This window comes from Microcoleus sp. B7-D4 (assembly GCF_036705125.1).
GTDB lineage: Bacteria > Cyanobacteriota > Cyanobacteriia > Cyanobacteriales > Microcoleaceae > Microcoleus.
On record NZ_JAUBTT010000128.1, the window covers coordinates 1 to 19,842 of the forward strand.

Here is a 19,842-nt window from a genome sequence, read left to right on the forward strand (position 1 = left end):
CGCCCATCCCACAATAACAATTAAAATTGTAAGTTATTTAATTCGCGATCCTAATGAGGACTAAAATCCTGGCTACCTTTCGTCAGAGTTGTCACTATCTGCTAACCAGAAGCATTCGCAGGATTTGCTATCAGATTGCGGATTTCATTTGAGCGTTCAATGTACTCTCGATCGCTCAAAACAGCTTGGCTTCCCTCCAGCGAAATAGCATCGGCCAAATCGATCCAAGAACGGCAACCGCCGTATTCAGGAATGTAGGGAATTTCGCGGATTTCTGCAAGGCGATAAGCCCGCAGCAATAAAATATAAATTGGCTGATTTTGTTTCCATTTCAGGCGATCGCTGACAAAATTTTCATTCCAAATATGGTACGGAAATAGCGCAGTAATTGCCGGTTCCCAAGCTACCAAAAAAACATCGGTAATCTCCGCCCAACTGCCAATTCTAACAACTTCAGGATGCCAACCAGATTCGACAGTATTGACTTGATGTGCAAACTCCGGCTTTAATAAATCCGGCTGTTGGTGTTCAAAAGTTGGATACAGCAAAACCTGTTTGTCAGTGACATTGAACTGTCCTGCTTGCTCGCGAATTCCCCCCTTCCGCAACAGCACAATCGTTTGACCTTGTTCCAAAGCATTAACTGCTACATTCCATTCTTTCAGCGCCCTAGTAGTTGATTTCATGGGAATTTAGTTGGGTTTTAACAATAGTAACAAAAATCGGTACTTTCAAGCAAGTACAGCCACTTTTTCCTGTTAAAATTGGCGTAGTCCTGACTATGCAGGACTACCCTTTATTGCTAAATTCTCACTGCAAAAGATGCTGCTAATTCGCGTTCTGGTTCCATACCAACTGTAGGCGGCATGGAACGATTTGCTACTTGCTCGATCAGTTGTAGATGTTGCGGCAGCATTTTAGCTAAACTGTAGCGTTCTAGGGCGGTTTGACGGGCTTTGATGCGAATGTCGGCCATGCGGGTAGGATGGTCTAAAACTTCATCAATGCGATCGGCTACTTGTTTCGGTGAGAAGTAATCGACTAGCAAACCGTTTTCTCCGTCGCGGATAACTTCTCTGACTGGCCCTGTGTCGGAACCGATTACTAAACATCCGGTTGATAGAGATTCAATCATAGACCAAGATAGCACAAAAGGTCTGGTCAAATAAACGTGTACGTCCGATGCTTGAATTACTTTTAGATAAAGCCCGTAAGGTAGGGGCCCGACAAAGTGAACTCGCGACAAATCTAGGGGTACTTTTTTGAGCATATAGTCTTTGTAAGACTCGCCGTTGGGTAAAGAACGCCCATAACAAACTCTTTCGGAACCAACGATTACGACGTGACAGTTGGGGCGGCGTTCTTGTACATAGGCGATCGACTCAATAAATTCGGGAAAACCTCGGTAAGGTTCCATTCCCCGCGATACGTAGGTGACAATTTCATCAACGCCAGACAAGTCTAAGTTAGGCAAAATTAGTTTAGCACCGGGGTCGGGTTTGAAGTAATCGGTATCTACGCCGTCGTGGAGTGTGGATAATTTTTGTTGTAATTCGGGCGGAAATTGCGATCGCTGCCAATAAGTTGGTGATAAACCCCAATCGCAAGAGTATAAATCGATCAAAATCGGCGCATTTTTGATTCTAATTCTGGCCATATCGTCAACTGTTAAAGGTTCCGCTGGGTCGAAATCTGCGTCGGAACCAATAGCATGATAAAACCACTCGAAATAGCACAAAAGCGGTGTATTTGGAAAAGCTTCTTTGACAAATAATGTCGGCCCCCAACCGGAATGTCCGCAGATAATATCGGGTACGAAACCGTCTGCTTTGAGTTGTTCTGCCATTCTAAATACGGCTTGTCCGTAGATGACGGCACTTTCTAAAGGGCGGACGTATTGGTGAGTCTGCGCGTGGGGTTCCCGGCTGGGGGTAAATGCTGCTTTCCGCACGCCGGGAATGTTCCACTCTGGGCGCTCGTTTTTAGTGCCGAAAACAATTTGATTTTTGGGATCTGCGCCTAAAGCCGTGATAATGTGGCGGTATTGGGCGGGGAAGTTGGGATGGAGAAATAATGCTTTCATTGTCTGTTGACTGTTGACTGTTGACTGTTGACTGTTGACTGTTGACTGTTGTCTGTTGACTGATAACAATCTAAAATCTAAAATCGATTGACTGTTGACTGTTGACTGTTGACTGTTGACTGATAACAATCTAAAATCTAAAATCTAAAATCTAAAATCGATTGACTGTTGTCTGTTGTTAGTTGGAATAAAATATTTTGAGGCGGCTAAAAAGCTTTGGTTTTATTGATTGGGGGTTGGTGCTTTGCAGATCCAGACACAATCTCGCGGTACTGAAGATGTATTTTTCAGGATAATTTCATAGTTTAAATGATGGAGAAATTTTTCCATGATTGTATCAGTCATAACTGAAAATGCTGTGCCGTCTCTGCGTCCCAGCAGGTTTTTGTCCCACTCGCTGGCGAATTTTTGCCACCCTAATTCGCTGAGAATATTCCCGTGGTGAAAGACGCAAATTCGATCGCCCCGCAGCAGTTTGGGAATTCGAGTCAGGTAGTTGAATATATCTACTGGCTCTACGTGTACCATTGTATCGTAACAAAAGCAGACATCGGCTGAACCTGGAGCGATGCCGTCTAATGTTAAACCGTCGAGTTTGACGTAAGAAACGCGATCGTCTCCCAAGCGCGATCGGGCGGCTTGCAGCATTTGACTGGAAATGTCGGCACAAATTAGTCGATCGCAATATTTCAGCAACAGCGAACCTGTTTTTCCGCCACCGATACCAATTTCTAAAACCCTATGTTCTTTTTTGATGTACGGTGCAATAAATTGCTGTTCTATCAAGGATTCATATTCTGCTAGGGAGTTAGCGGCACCGGCCGCTTTCCCTATCCATTCGTCGCCAATATGGGCAAGTTCGGTATTACTTTTTTGCCACTGTTGGGCGTAACTGTCCCACGCCGTTTCATAATCTACTTTAGGCGGTATTATTTCCATTGTTTTTTTTTCTGTCTCAGAATACACAAACAAAAGTCGCTTGATAGTCCTCCCGGCTGATCCATTAAGATTTGTTCAATCTCCAGCAATAACCTGACGATCGTTTCACTCTTTGGTTCTCCGTCTGAAAGTCGAGCGTGATCTAAAAAAGGGTAAAGTTCGTGAAGTAACCCCCCACCGGCTAGATTCAAGACTTCCACATCAAAGTAGAATTCTAAAAACGGAAGTATCAGCTTTGACCGGACTGCTTCTGAAGGGTCTCTCGCCAATACTTTCTCAATACTTGGACTAGAAAATTTTTCAGTTGTTCCCGACCTTAGCGTGTCGGGAAAACATTTGTAAATGCGATTAATCACATCCACTTGAGCTTGATTATATATATTGTAGCAATCTCCTATGTATTCATTGACAATAAAATATCCATCGGGTTTTAAACATTTCTGAACAATTGATAGACATCGTTCTAGTTCTTTGACGTGATGCAGCGAACCAGAGCAAAAAACTACATCGTATTTTTTATTATCATCAACCGCAAACAAATTAAAGTCATCTTGATAAAAATTAATCTCTACTCCCGCTGCGGCGGCATCTTGTCTAGCAATTTCTAAAGAATTTTCGGAAAAGTCAAAGGCATCAATTTGAGTTGCTAATCCTAATTTAGCCATGAGAATCTCGTGATTTCCCACACCGCAACCAATCGACAAAAGACGATCGAACCGTCGATTTTTTAAATATTTTTTGACTAACCAGGTTAGCCAGTAACCTTGAGTATTACCACCTGACAGCCGATGGTTGATAGTTTTTTCGATAATCGGATTAGACAACCAGTAACCCTGCTTCCCAATTGCGGCTGTTGGGTTAGTCTCCCAGTAATTTTTAGCTGTTAATTCATTGGATGTGTTCTCTTCCGTGATGCTGGAAATTTGACGCCATACTTTTTTACCATTGAATCTTGAACGATTACTTTTTAATAGTAAAATAACCTTCTCTAAAAATTTGACCATAAGCTTGAGTCATTTCTGCAAAACTATTCAAAGACTCTAACACATATTTAGCATTTTCTGCTAACCGCTGGCGCAAAGATTTATCTTCCAATAAACTATGCAGTGAGGCCGCTAGTTCTTCTGGGCGATCGGGCGTGTAAAACAAACCATTAATTCCAGGTCGCACTTGTTCTTTAATCCCAAAAACTGGCGTTGTAATAATTGGCAAATCGCAGGCCATCGCCTCCAAAATCACTCTTGGAAAACTTTCGACGCGAGAAGTGCAAACAAAAATATCAGCGGCTTTGTAATATTTTCCCGTCTCCCCTGTTTCCGGGACTACTGTCACCCTTAGCCGCAACTCGGCTGGCAATTCCCCCACCAACTCGGCTAATTTATTGCTGTAAATACTCGGTCTATCGCCCACAATAAAACACCTAATTTTATTGTGCCATTTGTCAGGCAAAAGAGAAAGTGCCTTAACTAAATCCTGCTGTCCTTTGCGTTCGCATACCGTTCCCAGCAGCAGAATTACCACATCTTCCGCTGCAACACCTAAAGTTTTTCTAGCCAATTCAGAGTTCTCCGAATTTTCCAGTTTGCTCAAATCTAAGCCGTTGTGAATCACGGTAAAATTGTGGTGGCTGTTGAGAGGCAAATACCTGTCCCGCGTTGCATCTGCCACAAAAATCACTTTGTAAGGAAAGCGAAAACACTCTAAAGCTCTCGCCGCAATCTCCGAACCAAACCTGTTAAAATAAGTTTGCCAAGGTTCGCTTTCGTGCACGTTCCATACCACAGGAATTCCGATTTGCCACGCGGCATCCACTACAAAAAAGTTTTCTAAAGTATTGGCATAAATTGCATCTACTTTTAAACTTGCAATTTCTTGGCTAAAACTGCGGATGGCTTCATCATAAGCATCGCGCTGGTAGATGTGTTCGAGAGGATTGTCGCGCACAATTACTTCAATTCCCTGCTGTTCGTAAGCTTGACGCAGGGGCCCGTCTGTTACGCAAAGTACGATCGGCTTAATCACACCCTCAGCCGCTAATTTCACTGCAACTTCGTACTGATGCAGCGGCGCCCCCGTAAAATCCAGCGAATTGCTGCACATCAAAACTCTGATAGGATGAATCAAATTCTCTGCTTCTGCTACCAACAAACCAGAATCGGAAACTTCCAATGTATAACCTTCTTCCTTCTTCCCTCTTCCTTCTTCCTTCTTCCTTCTCTCTTCTTCCTTCATAAAAACCCGTCGAGGTTGAATATGAAAATACTCATCTTCTAAAGACAAGTGAGGACTGTAAAAACTGTCATTTTTGCCCGCATACTTGCGCCTAAAAGCTGCCACTTCTTGAGGATTGTCGGTAAAACCCCTAGAAGTTCCCTCTTTGTGCAACAACTCCGCATCGGGACAATATACGCACCGATAACCCCGTTCTAACAGTCGGTATCCGTAATCTGCATCATTGTAAGCAACAGCAAAATTCTCCTCATCAAAACCGCCCAATTCTAAGAACAATTGACGCGGAGTAATGGTGCAAGCGGCTGTTACCGCAGAGTAATTTCGCGTTACCATCGCTTGAGAAAGATAGCCTCGATTTTCACTGTTCATCAGCTTAAAAGCGTGACCCGCCAAACCGTGATGCAGCCCGTGAATTACGCCCGCGTGCTGAATTCTGCCGTCTGGATATAAAAGCCGCGCGCCGACTGCACCCACTGCGGGAATTTGAGCATATCCCACCATTTGACTCAGCCAGCGAGGGTTAATTACTTCAGTATCGTTGTTCAAAAACAACACATATTCGCTATCAACTTGTTCGACAGCGCGGTTGTTAATTGCTGCAAAACTAAACTTGCCCCCAGGATTTTTTATATGCAAAACTTGGCAATTTAATTGCTTTAGATATTCCAGAGTTTTAGGGTCGTCGCTTTCGTTATCGATGACGGCAACTTGATAATTTTTGTAGGTTGTAGTTTCTAGAGAATCCAGACAGGCTTTCAGCAATTTTAGCTGATTTTTAGTAGGAATAATTACCGTTACTGATGGGCCGTTATCCGGGAAATCCTGGGCAAATATGCCCAGATTTTCTTTAATCGCCCATGCGTGCTGAGCGACATTGCCGTTAATTTTTCGGCGGTTTAGTGCGTCTTGAATGGCTTTTTGACCTGCGGCAAAACTGGCGGGTTTTGCTGCCCCAGATATGGCTGTAGAACCGGGTGCGGTTCGCCAGTGATACAGCACTAGCGGCAGGTGCGCGACGTGGCGAGAAATTTCGGTTGCTCTCAAGGCAAAATCGTAATCTTGCGAGCCTTCAAAACCTATCCGTAAACCGCCTATTTGTTCAAAAATGTGTTTTCTTACGGCGCACAAATGACCGAGATACATATAGGAAAGCAGCAGTTCCGGCGACCATTCGGGTTTGAATTGCGGGGCAAATCGGCGACCTTTAGTGTCTATTTTGTCGTCGTCGGAATAGAGAAAATCGGTGGCTGGATGCGTGGCAAAATATAGGGCGACTTCGCCTAATGCGTCGGGGGTTAGTTCGTCGTCGTTGTCTAAAAACAGGATGATGTCGCCTGTTGCGAGGGCGGCGGCGCTGTTGGTTGCTGCGCTGATGTTGCCGTTTTCTGTACGAAATGTGATGCGGATACGATCGTCCTTTTGGGCCCAGCTTTTCAAATTTTCAGCAACAGTAAATTCGGTGCTGCAATCATCGGCAATGCAGAGTTCCCAGTTTGGATAAACTTGATTGATTACGCTGTCGATCGCACTTTCTAAAAAATCTATCTGCGGGTTGTAAACTGGCATTACTACCGAAATTTTTGGCAGGGGTTCCTGGCAGGATTTTAACCGAGAAATCAAGTAATCGCGCGCGCGATCGTTCCACTGATTCACCTCCAGCCAAGCGTCATACCTATCAATAGGTTGAGGCACCACAAAACCCGCAGGTGGCAGTAAATCTCCCGGCGCACTAAACTGTTTTTGCTGCCGATAAATCTTCCCCAACTGGCGGAGCACTTTCACAATTTCCCAGGGCAGAGGCAAAATTCTACCAAGACGCTGCTTTCTTTCCTTCGCCCGCTGCTGAATTGCGGCTGTAAACCTTGATAACTCCTCAAACTTATCTGCACTTCGCTGCCAGATATGGTAGCGCCGCACTGTCAATATTTTAGGCGCTTGAAAAGACAAGATTTCCCCGGTTTCTAACTCAGCTTGCAGAGAAACGTGCCATTCCCCAGGCGGCAAATCGACAAGGGCCTCAAAACCGCTTTCCGAACTGTTAACCCAATCGGGAAACACTTCGCCGACATCTTTTCGCCGTAAACCGTAGGCGCATTCTACAGAAGTATCGCCGCACCACAAGCTTAATTTAGCAATTTTGCGATCGTGGTGGCAGCACCAACCTGCAAACAAAATTTGACCCTGACGCTGTTCCCACACCACCGGTACATCTAACGATGCTTGAATCGTTGAAACTAACAACGGATAAGCGGCCAACAAATGCCATTTACCTCGCTCGTCTTGCGCTTCCAGTAGCACTTCGTGCCGTCCGGCAGGCGCTTCCAATTGAATTGTAAAACCTGATTTCTGCGCCGCCGGAATATTAGAGTGTGCTAGCGCTATATCACTTCTATCTATGCCGTAAACGCCTGGGAAACTCTGGTCTTTAATTCTGGCGCGGACTGCTGTAGTCTCTCTTTTTTGGTTAAAAACCCAGCCGACAATTAGCAGGTTGGAATCACAAACTTGCCAAGTAGTGGGTCGATCTAACGAAAAAATAAATTTCGGGAACCAGTCGCGGATTTTGCGCTGAACTTCCCACAACTTTTCTCTCAGTTGCCACCATATTGAATACTTGATTATAGCAAGTTCTGCCCGAAAATTTTCATTTTCCTGGCGGTACTGTTCTAATTTTTCCTGAGTTTCCTTTAATTTTTCCTGATTTTGACTTTGTGCTGTTTCTAACTGAAGTAACTCAGCTAACTTCTGCTGCAATATAAATTCAGTCTCTTCAAATTGTACCTGAGTTTGCCCTAATTCTGCTTCTAATTCTAATACTTTCGCTAACGCTGTTTGAAATTGCGTTTCTTTGCCTGCAAGCTGTACCTGAGTTTGTCCTAATTCTGTTTCTAATCCGAGGAGTTTCGCTAACGCTTCTTGAAATTGCGATTCTTTGCCTGCAAGCTGTACCTGAGTTTGCCCTAATTCTGCTTCTAATTTTAAGACTTTTGTTAAAGCTTCTTGAAAGTGCGATTCTTTGCCTGCAAGCTGTACCTGAGTTTGTCCTAATTCTGTTTCTAATCCGAGGAGTTTTGCTAAAGCTTCTTGAAAATTTGATTCTTTGCCTGCAAGCTGTACTTGAGTTGCTCCTAATTCTGTCTCTAATCCCAACACTTTCGCCTGGGCCTGGTGAAATTGTTCTTGCCACTGTTTGAGTTCGGAAGAGCTAGTTTTTTGCTGCTTTTCCAGCAAGCGGATTTTTAGCCAATCTTCAAATGGCCAGACTGGAGATGCTGGGAAATTAATAACTCGATCGATCGCACCTTTCGATTCGCTGCTCAGATTGCCAGCTTGAGTTTCCAAAAGTTCATAGAGTTCTAATGCTTCGGGAAAATATTTTTCTATTAAACTAGGTCTGTGACTTTTGACAATATCGTTGACTAATAAAGATTCTTCAAAATTGTCGCCCGGTATCGCACCTAAGTTAACATTAAATTTTTCGTTGACTTGATGGAGGAAAAGTTCAGGAGTGTTGCCGATGGGGTAAACGTTGGCTAGGAGACAGCGATGGGGGAAACGTTCGTAAAGTTCTAAAACTTTTTGATTGTAGTGAATCCACATTTTTACTGCCTTTTCGGGATTTTGCAGCAAGCTGACATCGGTTCCCCGGCGGTAAAGGGAATCGACTACTTCCCAGGGCGATCGATAAACACAGATAAAATTAGCTTCGGGGAGTAAAGTCAGCCAAAAATCCCAAAAAAGGGCTGTTCGCGGGTCTTTCCAACCCCAATGTTTGTGAGGAAGTTGATTTTGGTCGATCGCCCTTTTGGCGATTTCGACGTATTCTGGTGCTACCGGAATCGTTTTTTCCAACGTACATCCGAGTTCATCAATACCGTGCGATCGCAACACACTTTTGTGAAACTCCACAAAATCAACATTCTCGAAATGACCTTTCACATTTCCGTCAGCGGGGCCCACTAACTTTTTGCCAATATCAACCCCGACTTTCTGAAACAAAGAAGCTGTTAAAGACGTACCGGAACGGTGCATTCCGGTAACAATAAAAACCGACGGTTTGCTGTCATTTGTACTCACAATTTCTCTCCCTCGCCCTAATTCCCACACCCAATTTACTCGCTACTCTCCCGCTAAGCCCAGGGATCGCCTGACTTGAAACCACGCGCTTCTCAGCTTCCAAAACTTGCTGGTTTCCATTGCCAAAATCCGACACTTCGCTTGCTCTAGTTCTTGCTTGAGATTAATTAGCTGATTTTCTTTTTTCTCCAACTGTGTTTGCACAGATACTAACTGATTTTGAGTTTGCTCCAATTGCCTTTGAGCAGAAACTAATTTAGTTTGAGTGTCTTGCAACTCCGTTTGAGTAATCATTAACTTACTTTGACTTTGCTCCCCTTCTATCCTAGCCGACTCTAACTGAGTCTCAAGTAATTTGAGTTTAGTCTGACTAGAACCCAATAAAGACTGGGCTTGTTTTTGGTTAATCAGCGAGTTAACAGTGCAAGTTTCCAGAATCCATTCCCCACCGTAGTTATTGATTGCTTTGACGATTAACACATCCTGTGGCGTCACAGTATTTTTGGGTACATAACAGTTCCAACCCGATTGCAAAATCGCATCTTTTTGAAAATATGCAGCCACATCCGGGCGATCGTAAAAAGGCTCGCACCTCTGCACAACCTCACCGTTTACCAGCACTTGCACCTCCTCAATTCGCCCGTCGAGATTCACATCAGCCGCCCATCCTTCCAAATATAAACTACCTTTACTCGTAAAAGCAGCCACATCAATATATCCTCCCGGCTGGTGATTAAATTCCAACTCCGAAAAATCTCTCACTAGCTGATTTGTGACAACATACAAATCCTGAAACCTGCAGATGCCTTTTTTGAGGCGGTGAACAAAAGCTTTGCCTCCGCTAACTTCCTCAACAATTTCTCTCACAAACTTTTCTGTTACATAAGTTGTGCCGTATTCCTCCTTATCTAAAGACTGACTTTCGCTTTGGGGACTAAACAAAATACCGTTGGCAGGCATTTCTATGTGAGACGGCAGCAAACACTGATCGTGAACGCTGAACATTAAAATGCCGCTAGGAGTCAACAAATCATACAAATTTTGGAGCCAATTCGTAAAAGTTCTTTCCGGCATATGGCTGAAAAAAGAATTAGCCAGAATGCAGTCAAACTTTCGGTCAATTAAATAATTTTCTGGTTTTCCCGTCGAGACAATACCGCTGACGCCCAAATATTCACTTTGAAACTTGACCGCGTTAGCATAAATATCAGAAACCCAAATTTTTTCCGGCGGCATTTCCTGAATCAAATACCGCGTAAATCGACCGTAACCGCAGGCAAAATCTAGAAAAGACGGTACATTTTCAAAACTGCCAAAATGCCATTCCACAACTTGTTTAACCGTAGCCAGGACGCTGCGCCCGATCGCATAATAGCGCACCAAAGCCTGATCGAGATCGTCTTTGACATTGTTCAAGCTGAACAAATACATTTCATCGTCTTCGCAGATATTCAGTTTAAAATTTTCGGGAAACTTAGCTTGATCTTGAATAAATGCTTTGATTACGGGATTTTCTACTAAATCTAAATTGATCTCGCTCATCAGAAATATGGGTTAGAAACCCCGTCCTTTTAGGACGGCTTTACATTGAGTTAAAACTTTTGTGGGGTGGAGGGGTATGGTTGCCCCAAGGCGTGAGGTATGGTTGCCTCAATCTCATGAAGGAGTAAAGTTAGCACGCGCCTTTGTTTAGTGAGCTTGTTAGGCCCAAAGCACTGTAAAGCGTGACCTTAGAACTGTTTAACCTTCAGCGACAGAGCAAGGAACTAGCTACGCATTCTCCCGGTGTCGTGACTCAAAAAACGTAGTCAGTTAAGACTTAGGCCCGTCAGAACGGCTTGTCAGATTTCTCTTTCAAGCCTCATGCCTTCAGGCTGAGGTTCCTGACTGTTTTTACAGAATTTTAGATAACCTCTGTTGACTGCTCTTTCACTAGAGTATCAGCATTAACAACAGTTAAACACGGTTCGATCAGCAAGTCAACGATGCCGTTACCGCAGGACTCAGTACAAGACTGAACTCTAAACATCGCCACATCAACGCAGCGATCCAGATAAGTTAAATCTCCATCTACCGTTCCCACAACCCCAGCATTCAGAAAATAAACACCGGGATTCAGCAAACATTTAAAATGAAACTTCACTACAATTGTCGTTCCCGCTTCCACATACCTAACTGACTGAGTAGAAGCCTTCAAAGAAGCACCCGCCAACTCAAAACCGCTAATTGTTTTAATCAACATTCCAAACCTAACTTTGGAAGTTGACCGCGAGAAAGTGACAGAGTAAGTATAAATATAATCTTGACGGCCGATCAAGTGATTTACCACATTCCCCTTCAGCGTCTCGATGTGGGGGTTGATAATTTCCGCTCCGCGAGACGGATACCTTACCGTATTCGACGGTATCATCCCCGGATCGTAAAATTCATCGTAATATTCCTTGGGTTTAGAGAGATGTTGCTCCGGTTTAACTTCCCTCTTTGTGCTTTCTAAATTAGCATCCTGAAGCTGGTCTTGACTTTCCTGTTTTGTCAGTTGGTTCAGAGTGCGAATATCTGACTTCAACCCCAGAACCTGATCCGGATCGGCATAAATCAGCTTTTGATACTTAGAAATTACCACCTTCGGCGTGTGAGCGAGCAGCAATTCACCGCTATCCATTAAAATCGCGGACGTACAAAGTTGCACCACAGAAGTAGCAGCGTGAGAAACAAATAAAATTGTTCCGCCACCTTCCTGAATGCTTTGCAAGCGGGCAAAACACTTGCGTTGAAAAGCTTCGTCGCCCACCGAAAGCGCCTCGTCTACCACCAAAATATCTGGCTCGACGCTAGTCGCAACGGCAAAAGCTAGCCTGACAAACATACCGCTAGAATAAGTTTTGACGGGCTGTTCGATGAAATCGCCAATATCAGCAAAAGCAGCGATATCGTCAAACTTTTCTTCAGTTTCTTTTTGATTGAATCCCAGTAACTGAGCGTTAAAAAACACATTTTGTCGCCCGGTAAATTCCGGGTTAAACCCGCTTCCGAGTTCCAACAAAGCGGAGACTCGCCCTTTAACCTCGACGCTTCCTGTGGTAGGAGTCAGCGTACCCACAATTATTTGCAGGAGAGTGCTTTTTCCCGAACCGTTGCGACCGACGATTCCCAGAGTTTGTCCTTGAGGAATTTCCAGATTGATGTCGTGCAGGGCCCAAAATTCGTCAGCAAGTTTTTTGCTGGGGTAAATAATTTCCTTTAAGCGGTCTCCGGGACGATCGTACCGCTTAAAGCATTTGGAAACATTTTTTAGTGAAATTACATTTTCTGTCATCCGATTTTAGATTTTAGATTTTAGATTTTAGATTGATATTATGTCCGCTCGAACTAAAAATAGGTTTGTAGTGAGTACGACCGTCCTCGGATTTTTATGAGGACTTGCATTCCGCTGCTGCAAACACCTTTATGGGGATTTTAGATTGAAGAATTGACTTTAGCTCTAAAACAAATTTACAGCACGTCAGCAAAAGCGGGACGCAAACGTCGGTAAACCGCCAAACCTCCACAAAATATAGCAGCAGAAATTAGCGTGGCGACACCCCATTCGCCCCAATGCTTAACTTCTCCAAGCAGTATGAGGTCTCGATAAACCTCCGAGATGGCGGCCATTGGATTCAGCCAAAATATCCACGCTCGCCACTCTTGGGGGATGATGGATGCTGGGTAGACGATCGGCGTCAAATAAAACCAAAAATTTAGAATAACACCTAATGTCTGAGGAATGTCTCGCAAAAATACAGTCAAGCCCGCTGTCAAATATCCCAAACCAGCAGTTATCAGCAACTGAGGTATCCACACCAGCGGCAGCAAGCATAAAGTAGCGTTGAGCTTTTGCGACGACACTGCTACTATCACAATCAAAGCTGCTAAACCCAGAGAACTTTCAAGAAAAGCTGTAAAAATCGGCACTAGGGGCAGCAAACCGAGAGGAAATACCACTTTTTTTACTAAATTCGGCTGCCCCACCACCGATACTGCCGACTTGATCAAACCGCTGGTGAAGGCAGTCCAAGGCAGCAAACCTGCAAACAACCAGACTCCAAATGTAATGTCGCTGTTTTCTGGGAAGCCTGCAAGGCTGAGCTTTACCTTGAGGACGATCGAAAATACGTATGTGTAAATCACCAATTGCGATAGCTGATTCAGCAGCGGCCACAAATTGCCCAGAATCGAGCCTTTGTATTGAGATTCCAAGTCCCGGCGCACCAAGGTTGCCAGCAGATTCAGCTTCGCCCACCGCCGGGACGTACTTGTCGGCCGCCGGCCACCCAGCCTTCGGGCCTTTTGGGCAACTCCTTTCACAGTTCTCTGCAATTTTTTCGCCCTCGTTCACTAGCTTCACACCTAAATCAACTCAAGCTACAATTGTGCAGCTTTTGCTAAACCGCAATTATTCCACAGCCCCGCCGCTTTGATCAAGCATCTGCCACCCTGGCTTGGGCTTCTTCTTTCGGCGTTGCTGATTTACGGTATGAAAGACTAAATATGCAAATCCTAGAAACCAGTATCTACAAAGCTTCTGGATTTTCAACTTATTTTTTTCATACCCTGATTAAGCAACGCCCTTCGTGTTCATCGGGAAGTGCCACCCAGGTTTGGATGCCGTGCAGGATGGCTTCTTTACGGAGCTCGTCCTGGGGCGTGCGTTCGGAGTGGACAATGCCTCGCCCGGCCGTCATCTAGTTCACCGCACGCCTGACGGATTTCTTGAACACTCCCGACACTAACGACTAGCAACAAAGCGAAAAGTTAGGAAATTAAAAAAATCAGGCTACTAAGAGACAAGTTGTGATATAGCGTGCAACTATTTTTTTGCCGATATTCACCTAAGCTGAGCTCGATAGATTATGTAAGATCCGACTTTTCCGACTTTAAGATCCGACTTTTCCGACTTACAAAGGCAGGGGAGGGGAAATATTATAGAGATAAGATGCGTCTCAAAAGCTGTGGAAGCAATTAATAGCCTTTCATAACTTTTGAACGATACAGTTATAGTCAGGGTTTAACGCTACAAAAGGGGCTTCTACTTAATTACTGACCTATTCACAGTGGCCGCGATCACACGTCGAGCGTGAAATTACGGCTATTGTTTAGCTCGTAATTTACAGAATAGTGCGTCCATCTTTTTTATATCAGTAAATCCCCTATGGGCGGAGGGATATAAAAATGTACCAATTATCTCAAGAACTATTTGCTCTCGAAGTGAATGTAAATTGGGGCATTTCTTCTCAAGCTTTTTCTACGTTACTCACGTCCAAACCAGGAAATGTTGAATTTTTACCTTCCATGACGTTTCCTTTACACAAGTTTTATTGATTTCCCTTGACAAGCATCTATCCAAAGAATTAAGCTAAGTATGTCTAAAGATAGATGACAAAAACCAAACTGAGGAGTAAGGGCTGCAAAAAGATTAAATTGAATCTACAGAGGGTAGTAGCTCGAAAAATCCGAGTATTACTGCTGCCAAGGCATTCAATAGCGGACGTATGGGTGCAATAGCAGCGTCCGGTAATAAATTTCGTACTGAGCCAACTTTTTGAAAGGTGCCGAAAGATTTGGGAGGACAATGGGTGCAGTTAGCTGTCTTCCAAGTGAAAGTGAGTCTAATTCTGGATGAAGCTACATCAGCATTAGACCCCGCAACAGAAGTGGAAATCATGACAACTTTAGAGCGCATTGCCAAGAAATGTACAGTGATTGTCATTACCCACAAAATGGCTCATGCGTTGCGTGAAGATGTCATGTTTGTGATGGATAAAGGGTGCCTCGTTGTTACTGGTTAACCTACAGATTTGATTCAACAAAGAGGAATTCATGTCACAGTTCGGCAACCAATTAATGGAGAAAATATCGATGTTTCAGAAATTGCCTGTGCCTAGCAGTAAGCTGTTTGTTTGGGCGTTTATTCCTTACCGCCTTACAGAAAAAGGATGGGAGAGTAAAGACTATGACACCCCTGCGACTCGTCAAGAACTGGCAGATGTATTTGCCGAACTCGGCATCAAGTGGAAGTGGCAGCCAATCACTTTTGAAAATATGCACGAAGTTGTTGAGGAGGTGGTTGCTTCCAGCAAGGAGTACGTTCCAGTGGTACTGAACTATTGTGCTGGGAATGAAGACCCCAACTTCCCTGGCACTTGCGTCATCAAACTACTGGAAGCAAAAGGCATTCTCTTTACGGGTGCAGATTCTACCTTTGATTATCTCTGCTCATCTAAACTCAGAATGAAGCGTGCTTTTGTTGAGGAGGATGTAGCTACGGCTCCCTACGAAGTCATTGCAGACCCTAGCCACGTTCAGGGAGTTTGCGAACGTCTTGGTACTCCTTTGATTGTGAAACCAGCGATTTCTTTTGCAAGCCGAGGGATTTCTTTGCAGTCAGTTGTCGAAAGCGATGAACAGGTGAGTTTACAACTCCAGCGATTGCTCCAAGGACAGCATGATATGCAATTCCCGCCGGACAGTATTTTTGTGGAACGCTTCATCAATGGTCGTGAGTTTACAGTCTTTCTTTTGGGTTCCAGCCAGCAGCCAGAGAGTATCAAAATCTATCCACCTGCGGAACGGGTGTTTCACTCCAATCTCCCTAAAACTCAACGTTTTTTGGCTTACGATTGGTACTGGACAAAATACGAAGAAGGCTCTCTCTTTTCACCAGAAGAACCGTTTTGCCGTTACGGACTGGTTGGTTCTGACTTGCATGACAAGCTTTGTGAGTTAAGTAAGCTGGCTTATTGTGCAGTTGGTGGTAATGGATATGCACGGGTAGATATACGCATGGACACAGCCTCCCAAGAACTGTTTGTTTTGGAGGTGAATCCTAACTGTGGTATTTCTTCTTATCCTCTCTCTACGTTCGATGATAACGATCTTGGCGCTACTTCTGTTGGCACGATCTTGCACCTTGCTGGCATCCCGTTTGCACAACTGATGTCAGAAATGATCGCTGAGGCTTTTGCTAGACAGTCTACCCAGTTACAACTGGCGAACAAATCAGCGTGAAAGTACACCGACATTTATTGTCCTAGTCAAAAACTGAAGCTGGTGACAATTTCCTAGAGATTGGCTGTTTTAAAACAGTAAAACAGCCTTCCTTGATTTTCGATAAGTATTTTTGATTGAAGGCGATATCAACAAAAATGGCTCATTTTATCTTCTAGGGTAATTGATGAGCCAAATATTCGTTATTGACATTTTTAAATCAAAAATAGAAAATAACTTTCTTGATATTATTTGGAAATTTATTGGCAAAAAAATCAGAAAATGTTCTCTGAAATCGTCTTTAGAATGTAGCAAATCAAAAAAACAACCTTTAACTTTATTACAGGAGTAAAAAAAGTGTTGCAGTTGAAACAAATCCCTAACATAGTATCTGAACGGCAACTTCCAGTCGTTAACAGCTACAACGAATGGGACCCTCTCAAAGAAGTCATTGTGGGTTGCGTAGAGGGCGCGGTAGTTCCGAAGTTAGAGCCTGCCCTCCTGACAAATACATCCCCCCAAAACTTGTGGTTTTTCCAAAAGTATGGCGGTCAACCCTTCCCCCAAGAACTTGTGGAAGCTGCCTCTAAAGAACTGAACGAGTTTTGTCAGGTTTTAGAAGCTGAAGGGGTCACTGTTCGACGACCCGATCGCATCGACTTTTCCCAGACCTACAAAACCCCAGATTTTGAAGCTTCCGGTTTCTATGCCACGATGCCCCGCGATGTGCTGATCGTCGTTGGCAATGAAATTATTGAAGCACCGATGGCCTGGCGATCGCGCTTTTTTGAATACCGTGCTTACCGTTCCTTAATGGTCGAGTACCTGCGACGGGGGGCAAAGTGGACACCGGCACCTAAACCTTCCATGTCAGACGAATTTTACGATCTTGAGTACGCCACAAAACCCATCGATCGACGGTATGCTCTCACCGAAAAAGGGCAATTTGTGACGAGAGAACTTGAACCCAGTTTTGATGCTGCTGATATTGTACGCTTTGGGCGAGATTTATTTGTGCAGCGCAGTCACGTCACTAACGAAATAGGAATTACCTGGCTCAAACGGCATCTAGGCGACCAATTCCGGGTTCATGTGGTCAAATTCCCAGACCTCAATCCCATGCACATTGATGCCTCACTCGTACCACTCCGACCGGGATTAGCATTAGTGAACCCCGCAAGACGTTGCATTCAAACCGAGCTTTTTAAGAAAGCTGGCTGGGAATTAGTGGATGCGGCCCCCTCCACCCTTCCCGACAACTGGCCGATGTATATGTGTAGCAGTTGGGTGTGCATGAATATTTTGAGCTTAGATCCCGAAACAATTTTTGTGGAAAAGCAGGAAGAACCTATGCAGAAACTCCTCAAAGATTTGGGATTTAAAGTAATTCCGGTTGATTTCCGTCACGTTTATACCTTCGGCGGGTCATTTCACTGTGTAACTTGCGATGTGCGGCGGGACGGTCAACTGGAAGAATACGGCTTTACTGAACCTTTGGAAGAAGATGAGCTTGAGGGATAAGAAAGCTTCCTAACCATGAGTACGCACTAGAATCTCGATACTAAAGCACGGTAATGGCGTGACACGCTTTAAATGTTGCATTAGAAAAACCTTGATTAAGTCAGAAGTAAACTGATAATTTATTGCACTATTTTAGCTGTGCCACGCCAGTCGTTTATTGTCTTATTTCGCCTTAATTGTGTTCGCTACCAGTTATTGATTTATGTCAGATAATCAAACAGTTAGTGTGTCGTCCCTGCGGGGAAGTTCAGAAGATTTAGGGAAAGGGTTTTGGCAGCAATGGCAGCAGTATCAAGATTATCTTCACCGTTGCTGCATTAAGTGGATGGGGGGGAACCCGACTGATGCTGAAGATGCCTTGAGTCGGGCGATGCTCAAGGCTTGGGAAAAGGTGCAAAAGTTTGCCGGGAAAATTAATAATTTTAAGGCATGGCTGACGACGCTGACTCGCAATCTGTGCGTGGACATTTATCGTGAACGCAGTCGGGGGGCGAATCGAGTTGAAGATATAGAAGGTTACGCATCTAATGAGGAGCAAGGACTGCTACGGAGTGAGGATACCCCAGAAATTGCTTTGGAGACTGGCGAGAAAAGGATTGTGATTCGTCGTGCGATTGACAATTTACCAACAAGATTGCGCGAGACGTTTATCCTGCACTTTTATCAGGAATTGTCTTATCCAGAGATTGTCCAACAGCAAGAGATTTCCTACCAGAATGTCTGCAAGCGCATATCCCAGGCGCGGGCTATTCTGCGAGAGGAGTTGAGGGGATATTTTATCGAGGAGGAGGGGACGGATACGGATAAATCGGTTCCATCGGCAGCAACGGAGTCGGCAATTGGGGAAATGTCCCAGGGGAATGGGGGAGTTGAAGCGACTGTGGGCGAGACGGTGACGTTATCTGTTGCGGTGGAGGAAGTGGAAAGTGTTGGGGGTAAGGATGCGATCGAGGAAGTGCGTGATGTGCAGCACTCTGAGTCGGTGATGGTTGCGGCAACTAATGATGGGAAGTTAGAAGTAAAGAGAGATGGTTGTCGGCACGTTGAGGCGGTACTGGGTGAAGTGAGCCCTTTATCGTCTAGACGAGTTCTGTATCCTTTTTACGGAGCTGGACTAAACCCAAAAATTCAGAAGTTGACTTTGGCAATCGTCCTATATACAGAACAAGGACTTATAGAGAAGGAAAAAGTAAAAACTATGAACCCAATGTCTGTGAATCAAGAGTCCTTACCCAGTTTCTTCCGTGATGTGGAAATTGTCGGACCTGCCCACCTTGAATTACCCAAGTACCGGGCATATCATGCCAACGCTGGTATCTCATCCTCTCCGAAACAAGGTGAAGTCAGTGCCGAGAGTACCCCTATTTTGTTGGCGAACAAGGCAGTGAAGGAAATTTATCAAAGTAACGACTTTGCCAAAATCAAAAAGTTGGAAGCAAACGCTCAGAAAGACCTTCAAGCAGTGTATGACAATGTTGCACAAAATAAAGAAAAAGCTTGGACGAAAGTTGAAAAAGATGGCAAACAATTCTATATGAGCTGGTCCCAGACTGGGTCTATGTGGGCTTACACCGAAAGTAACTCCTTAGCTAAGGACGGAACCTATCAAGCTGTGGTTCAAGTAGGCACCTATAGTAAATCAAGTCAAATTATCGGTATCCAAACCTACAATTTGACCCTTTCCACTTTTTTGGTTGAGTCAGTGATTGCCTATATTGTAGCCAGAGCGGTTTCCAGCATCATCGCTGACGGTCTTGGCTTCTTGTTTACTAGGTTCGCTTTGTATCTCGCTGAAGCTGCTGCCGAAGCCGGTTTAGAAGCATTCGCCTTCAACATCCCCGCCGCTGCATTAAGCACTGTGGCAACCTGTCTGGTATTTGCTATCGTGTTTAAGCTGTTGCACATTTAAACTGTGATACAATCATTACCCTTATTTTTGATTTTGCGACCCCATTTAATTATTAATT

13 protein-coding genes are annotated in these 19,842 nt (G+C 44.3%); 4 read left to right on the forward strand and 9 right to left on the reverse strand.

Annotated elements, in window-relative coordinates; translation table 11 throughout:
* Nucleotides 1–101: 101 nt before the first annotated feature.
* From QUB12_RS33150 to QUB12_RS33190, 9 genes are all read right to left on the reverse strand, one after another.
* Complete coding sequence (locus QUB12_RS33150; protein WP_333141153.1) at nt 102–686, reverse strand: DUF1802 family protein; 585 nt, start codon at nt 684–686, stop codon at nt 102–104.
* 116 nt (nt 687–802) lie between these two features.
* Nucleotides 803–2,083: a glycosyltransferase family 4 protein gene (locus tag QUB12_RS33155; protein ID WP_333101594.1), complete on the reverse strand. Its 1,281-nt coding sequence runs from the start codon at nt 2,081–2,083 to the stop codon at nt 803–805.
* Nucleotides 2,084–2,305: 222 nt separating this feature from the next.
* A complete protein-coding gene (locus tag QUB12_RS33160; protein ID WP_333141155.1) occupies nt 2,306–3,022 on the reverse strand; it encodes a class I SAM-dependent methyltransferase in 717 nt (238 codons plus the stop codon).
* Nucleotides 3,013–4,026 (reverse strand): class I SAM-dependent methyltransferase, encoded by a 1,014-nt coding sequence (locus QUB12_RS33165; RefSeq protein ID WP_333141157.1) that lies wholly within the window; start codon nt 4,024–4,026, stop codon nt 3,013–3,015. Before QUB12_RS33165 ends, QUB12_RS33160 begins: the two co-directional genes overlap by 10 nt.
* Nucleotides 3,983–9,331, reverse strand: a complete 5,349-nt coding sequence (locus QUB12_RS33170; protein WP_333310441.1) for a glycosyltransferase — start codon at nt 9,329–9,331, stop codon at nt 3,983–3,985. Before QUB12_RS33170 ends, QUB12_RS33165 begins: the two co-directional genes overlap by 44 nt.
* A 42-nt stretch (nt 9,332–9,373) precedes the next feature.
* Nucleotides 9,374–10,873 (reverse strand): methyltransferase, encoded by a 1,500-nt coding sequence (locus tag QUB12_RS33175; protein ID WP_333141161.1) that lies wholly within the window; start codon nt 10,871–10,873, stop codon nt 9,374–9,376.
* Between the two features lie 361 nt (nt 10,874–11,234).
* Nucleotides 11,235–12,647 (reverse strand): ABC transporter ATP-binding protein, encoded by a 1,413-nt coding sequence (locus QUB12_RS33180; RefSeq protein WP_333141163.1) that lies wholly within the window; start codon nt 12,645–12,647, stop codon nt 11,235–11,237.
* A 176-nt stretch (nt 12,648–12,823) separates the two neighbouring features.
* A complete protein-coding gene (locus tag QUB12_RS33185) occupies nt 12,824–13,675 on the reverse strand; it encodes an ABC transporter permease (RefSeq protein WP_333310443.1) in 852 nt (283 codons plus the stop codon).
* Between the two features lie 239 nt (nt 13,676–13,914).
* Entirely contained in the window at nt 13,915–14,052 is a 138-nt protein-coding gene (locus tag QUB12_RS33190) for a pirin family protein (RefSeq protein WP_333149344.1), read from the reverse strand.
* Nucleotides 14,053–14,943: 891 nt separating this feature from the next.
* On the opposite strand from QUB12_RS33190, the gene QUB12_RS33195 reads away from it, so the two are divergent.
* From QUB12_RS33195 to QUB12_RS33210, 4 genes are all read left to right on the forward strand, one after another.
* Nucleotides 14,944–15,156 (forward strand): hypothetical protein, encoded by a 213-nt coding sequence (locus tag QUB12_RS33195; RefSeq protein WP_333310445.1) that lies wholly within the window; start codon nt 14,944–14,946, stop codon nt 15,154–15,156.
* Nucleotides 15,157–15,226: 70 nt separating this feature from the next.
* The gene (locus tag QUB12_RS33200; protein WP_333310447.1) at nt 15,227–16,375 is read left to right on the forward strand and encodes a hypothetical protein; all 1,149 of its coding nucleotides are present in this window, start codon (nt 15,227–15,229) and stop codon (nt 16,373–16,375) included.
* A gap of 336 nt (nt 16,376–16,711) precedes the next feature.
* Complete coding sequence (locus QUB12_RS33205) at nt 16,712–17,875, forward strand: NarL family transcriptional regulator (RefSeq protein ID WP_333310449.1); 1,164 nt, start codon at nt 16,712–16,714, stop codon at nt 17,873–17,875.
* Between the two features lie 202 nt (nt 17,876–18,077).
* Nucleotides 18,078–19,784: a sigma-70 family RNA polymerase sigma factor gene (locus QUB12_RS33210; RefSeq protein WP_333310451.1), complete on the forward strand. Its 1,707-nt coding sequence runs from the start codon at nt 18,078–18,080 to the stop codon at nt 19,782–19,784.
* The last annotated feature ends 58 nt before the right edge of the window (nt 19,785–19,842 follow it).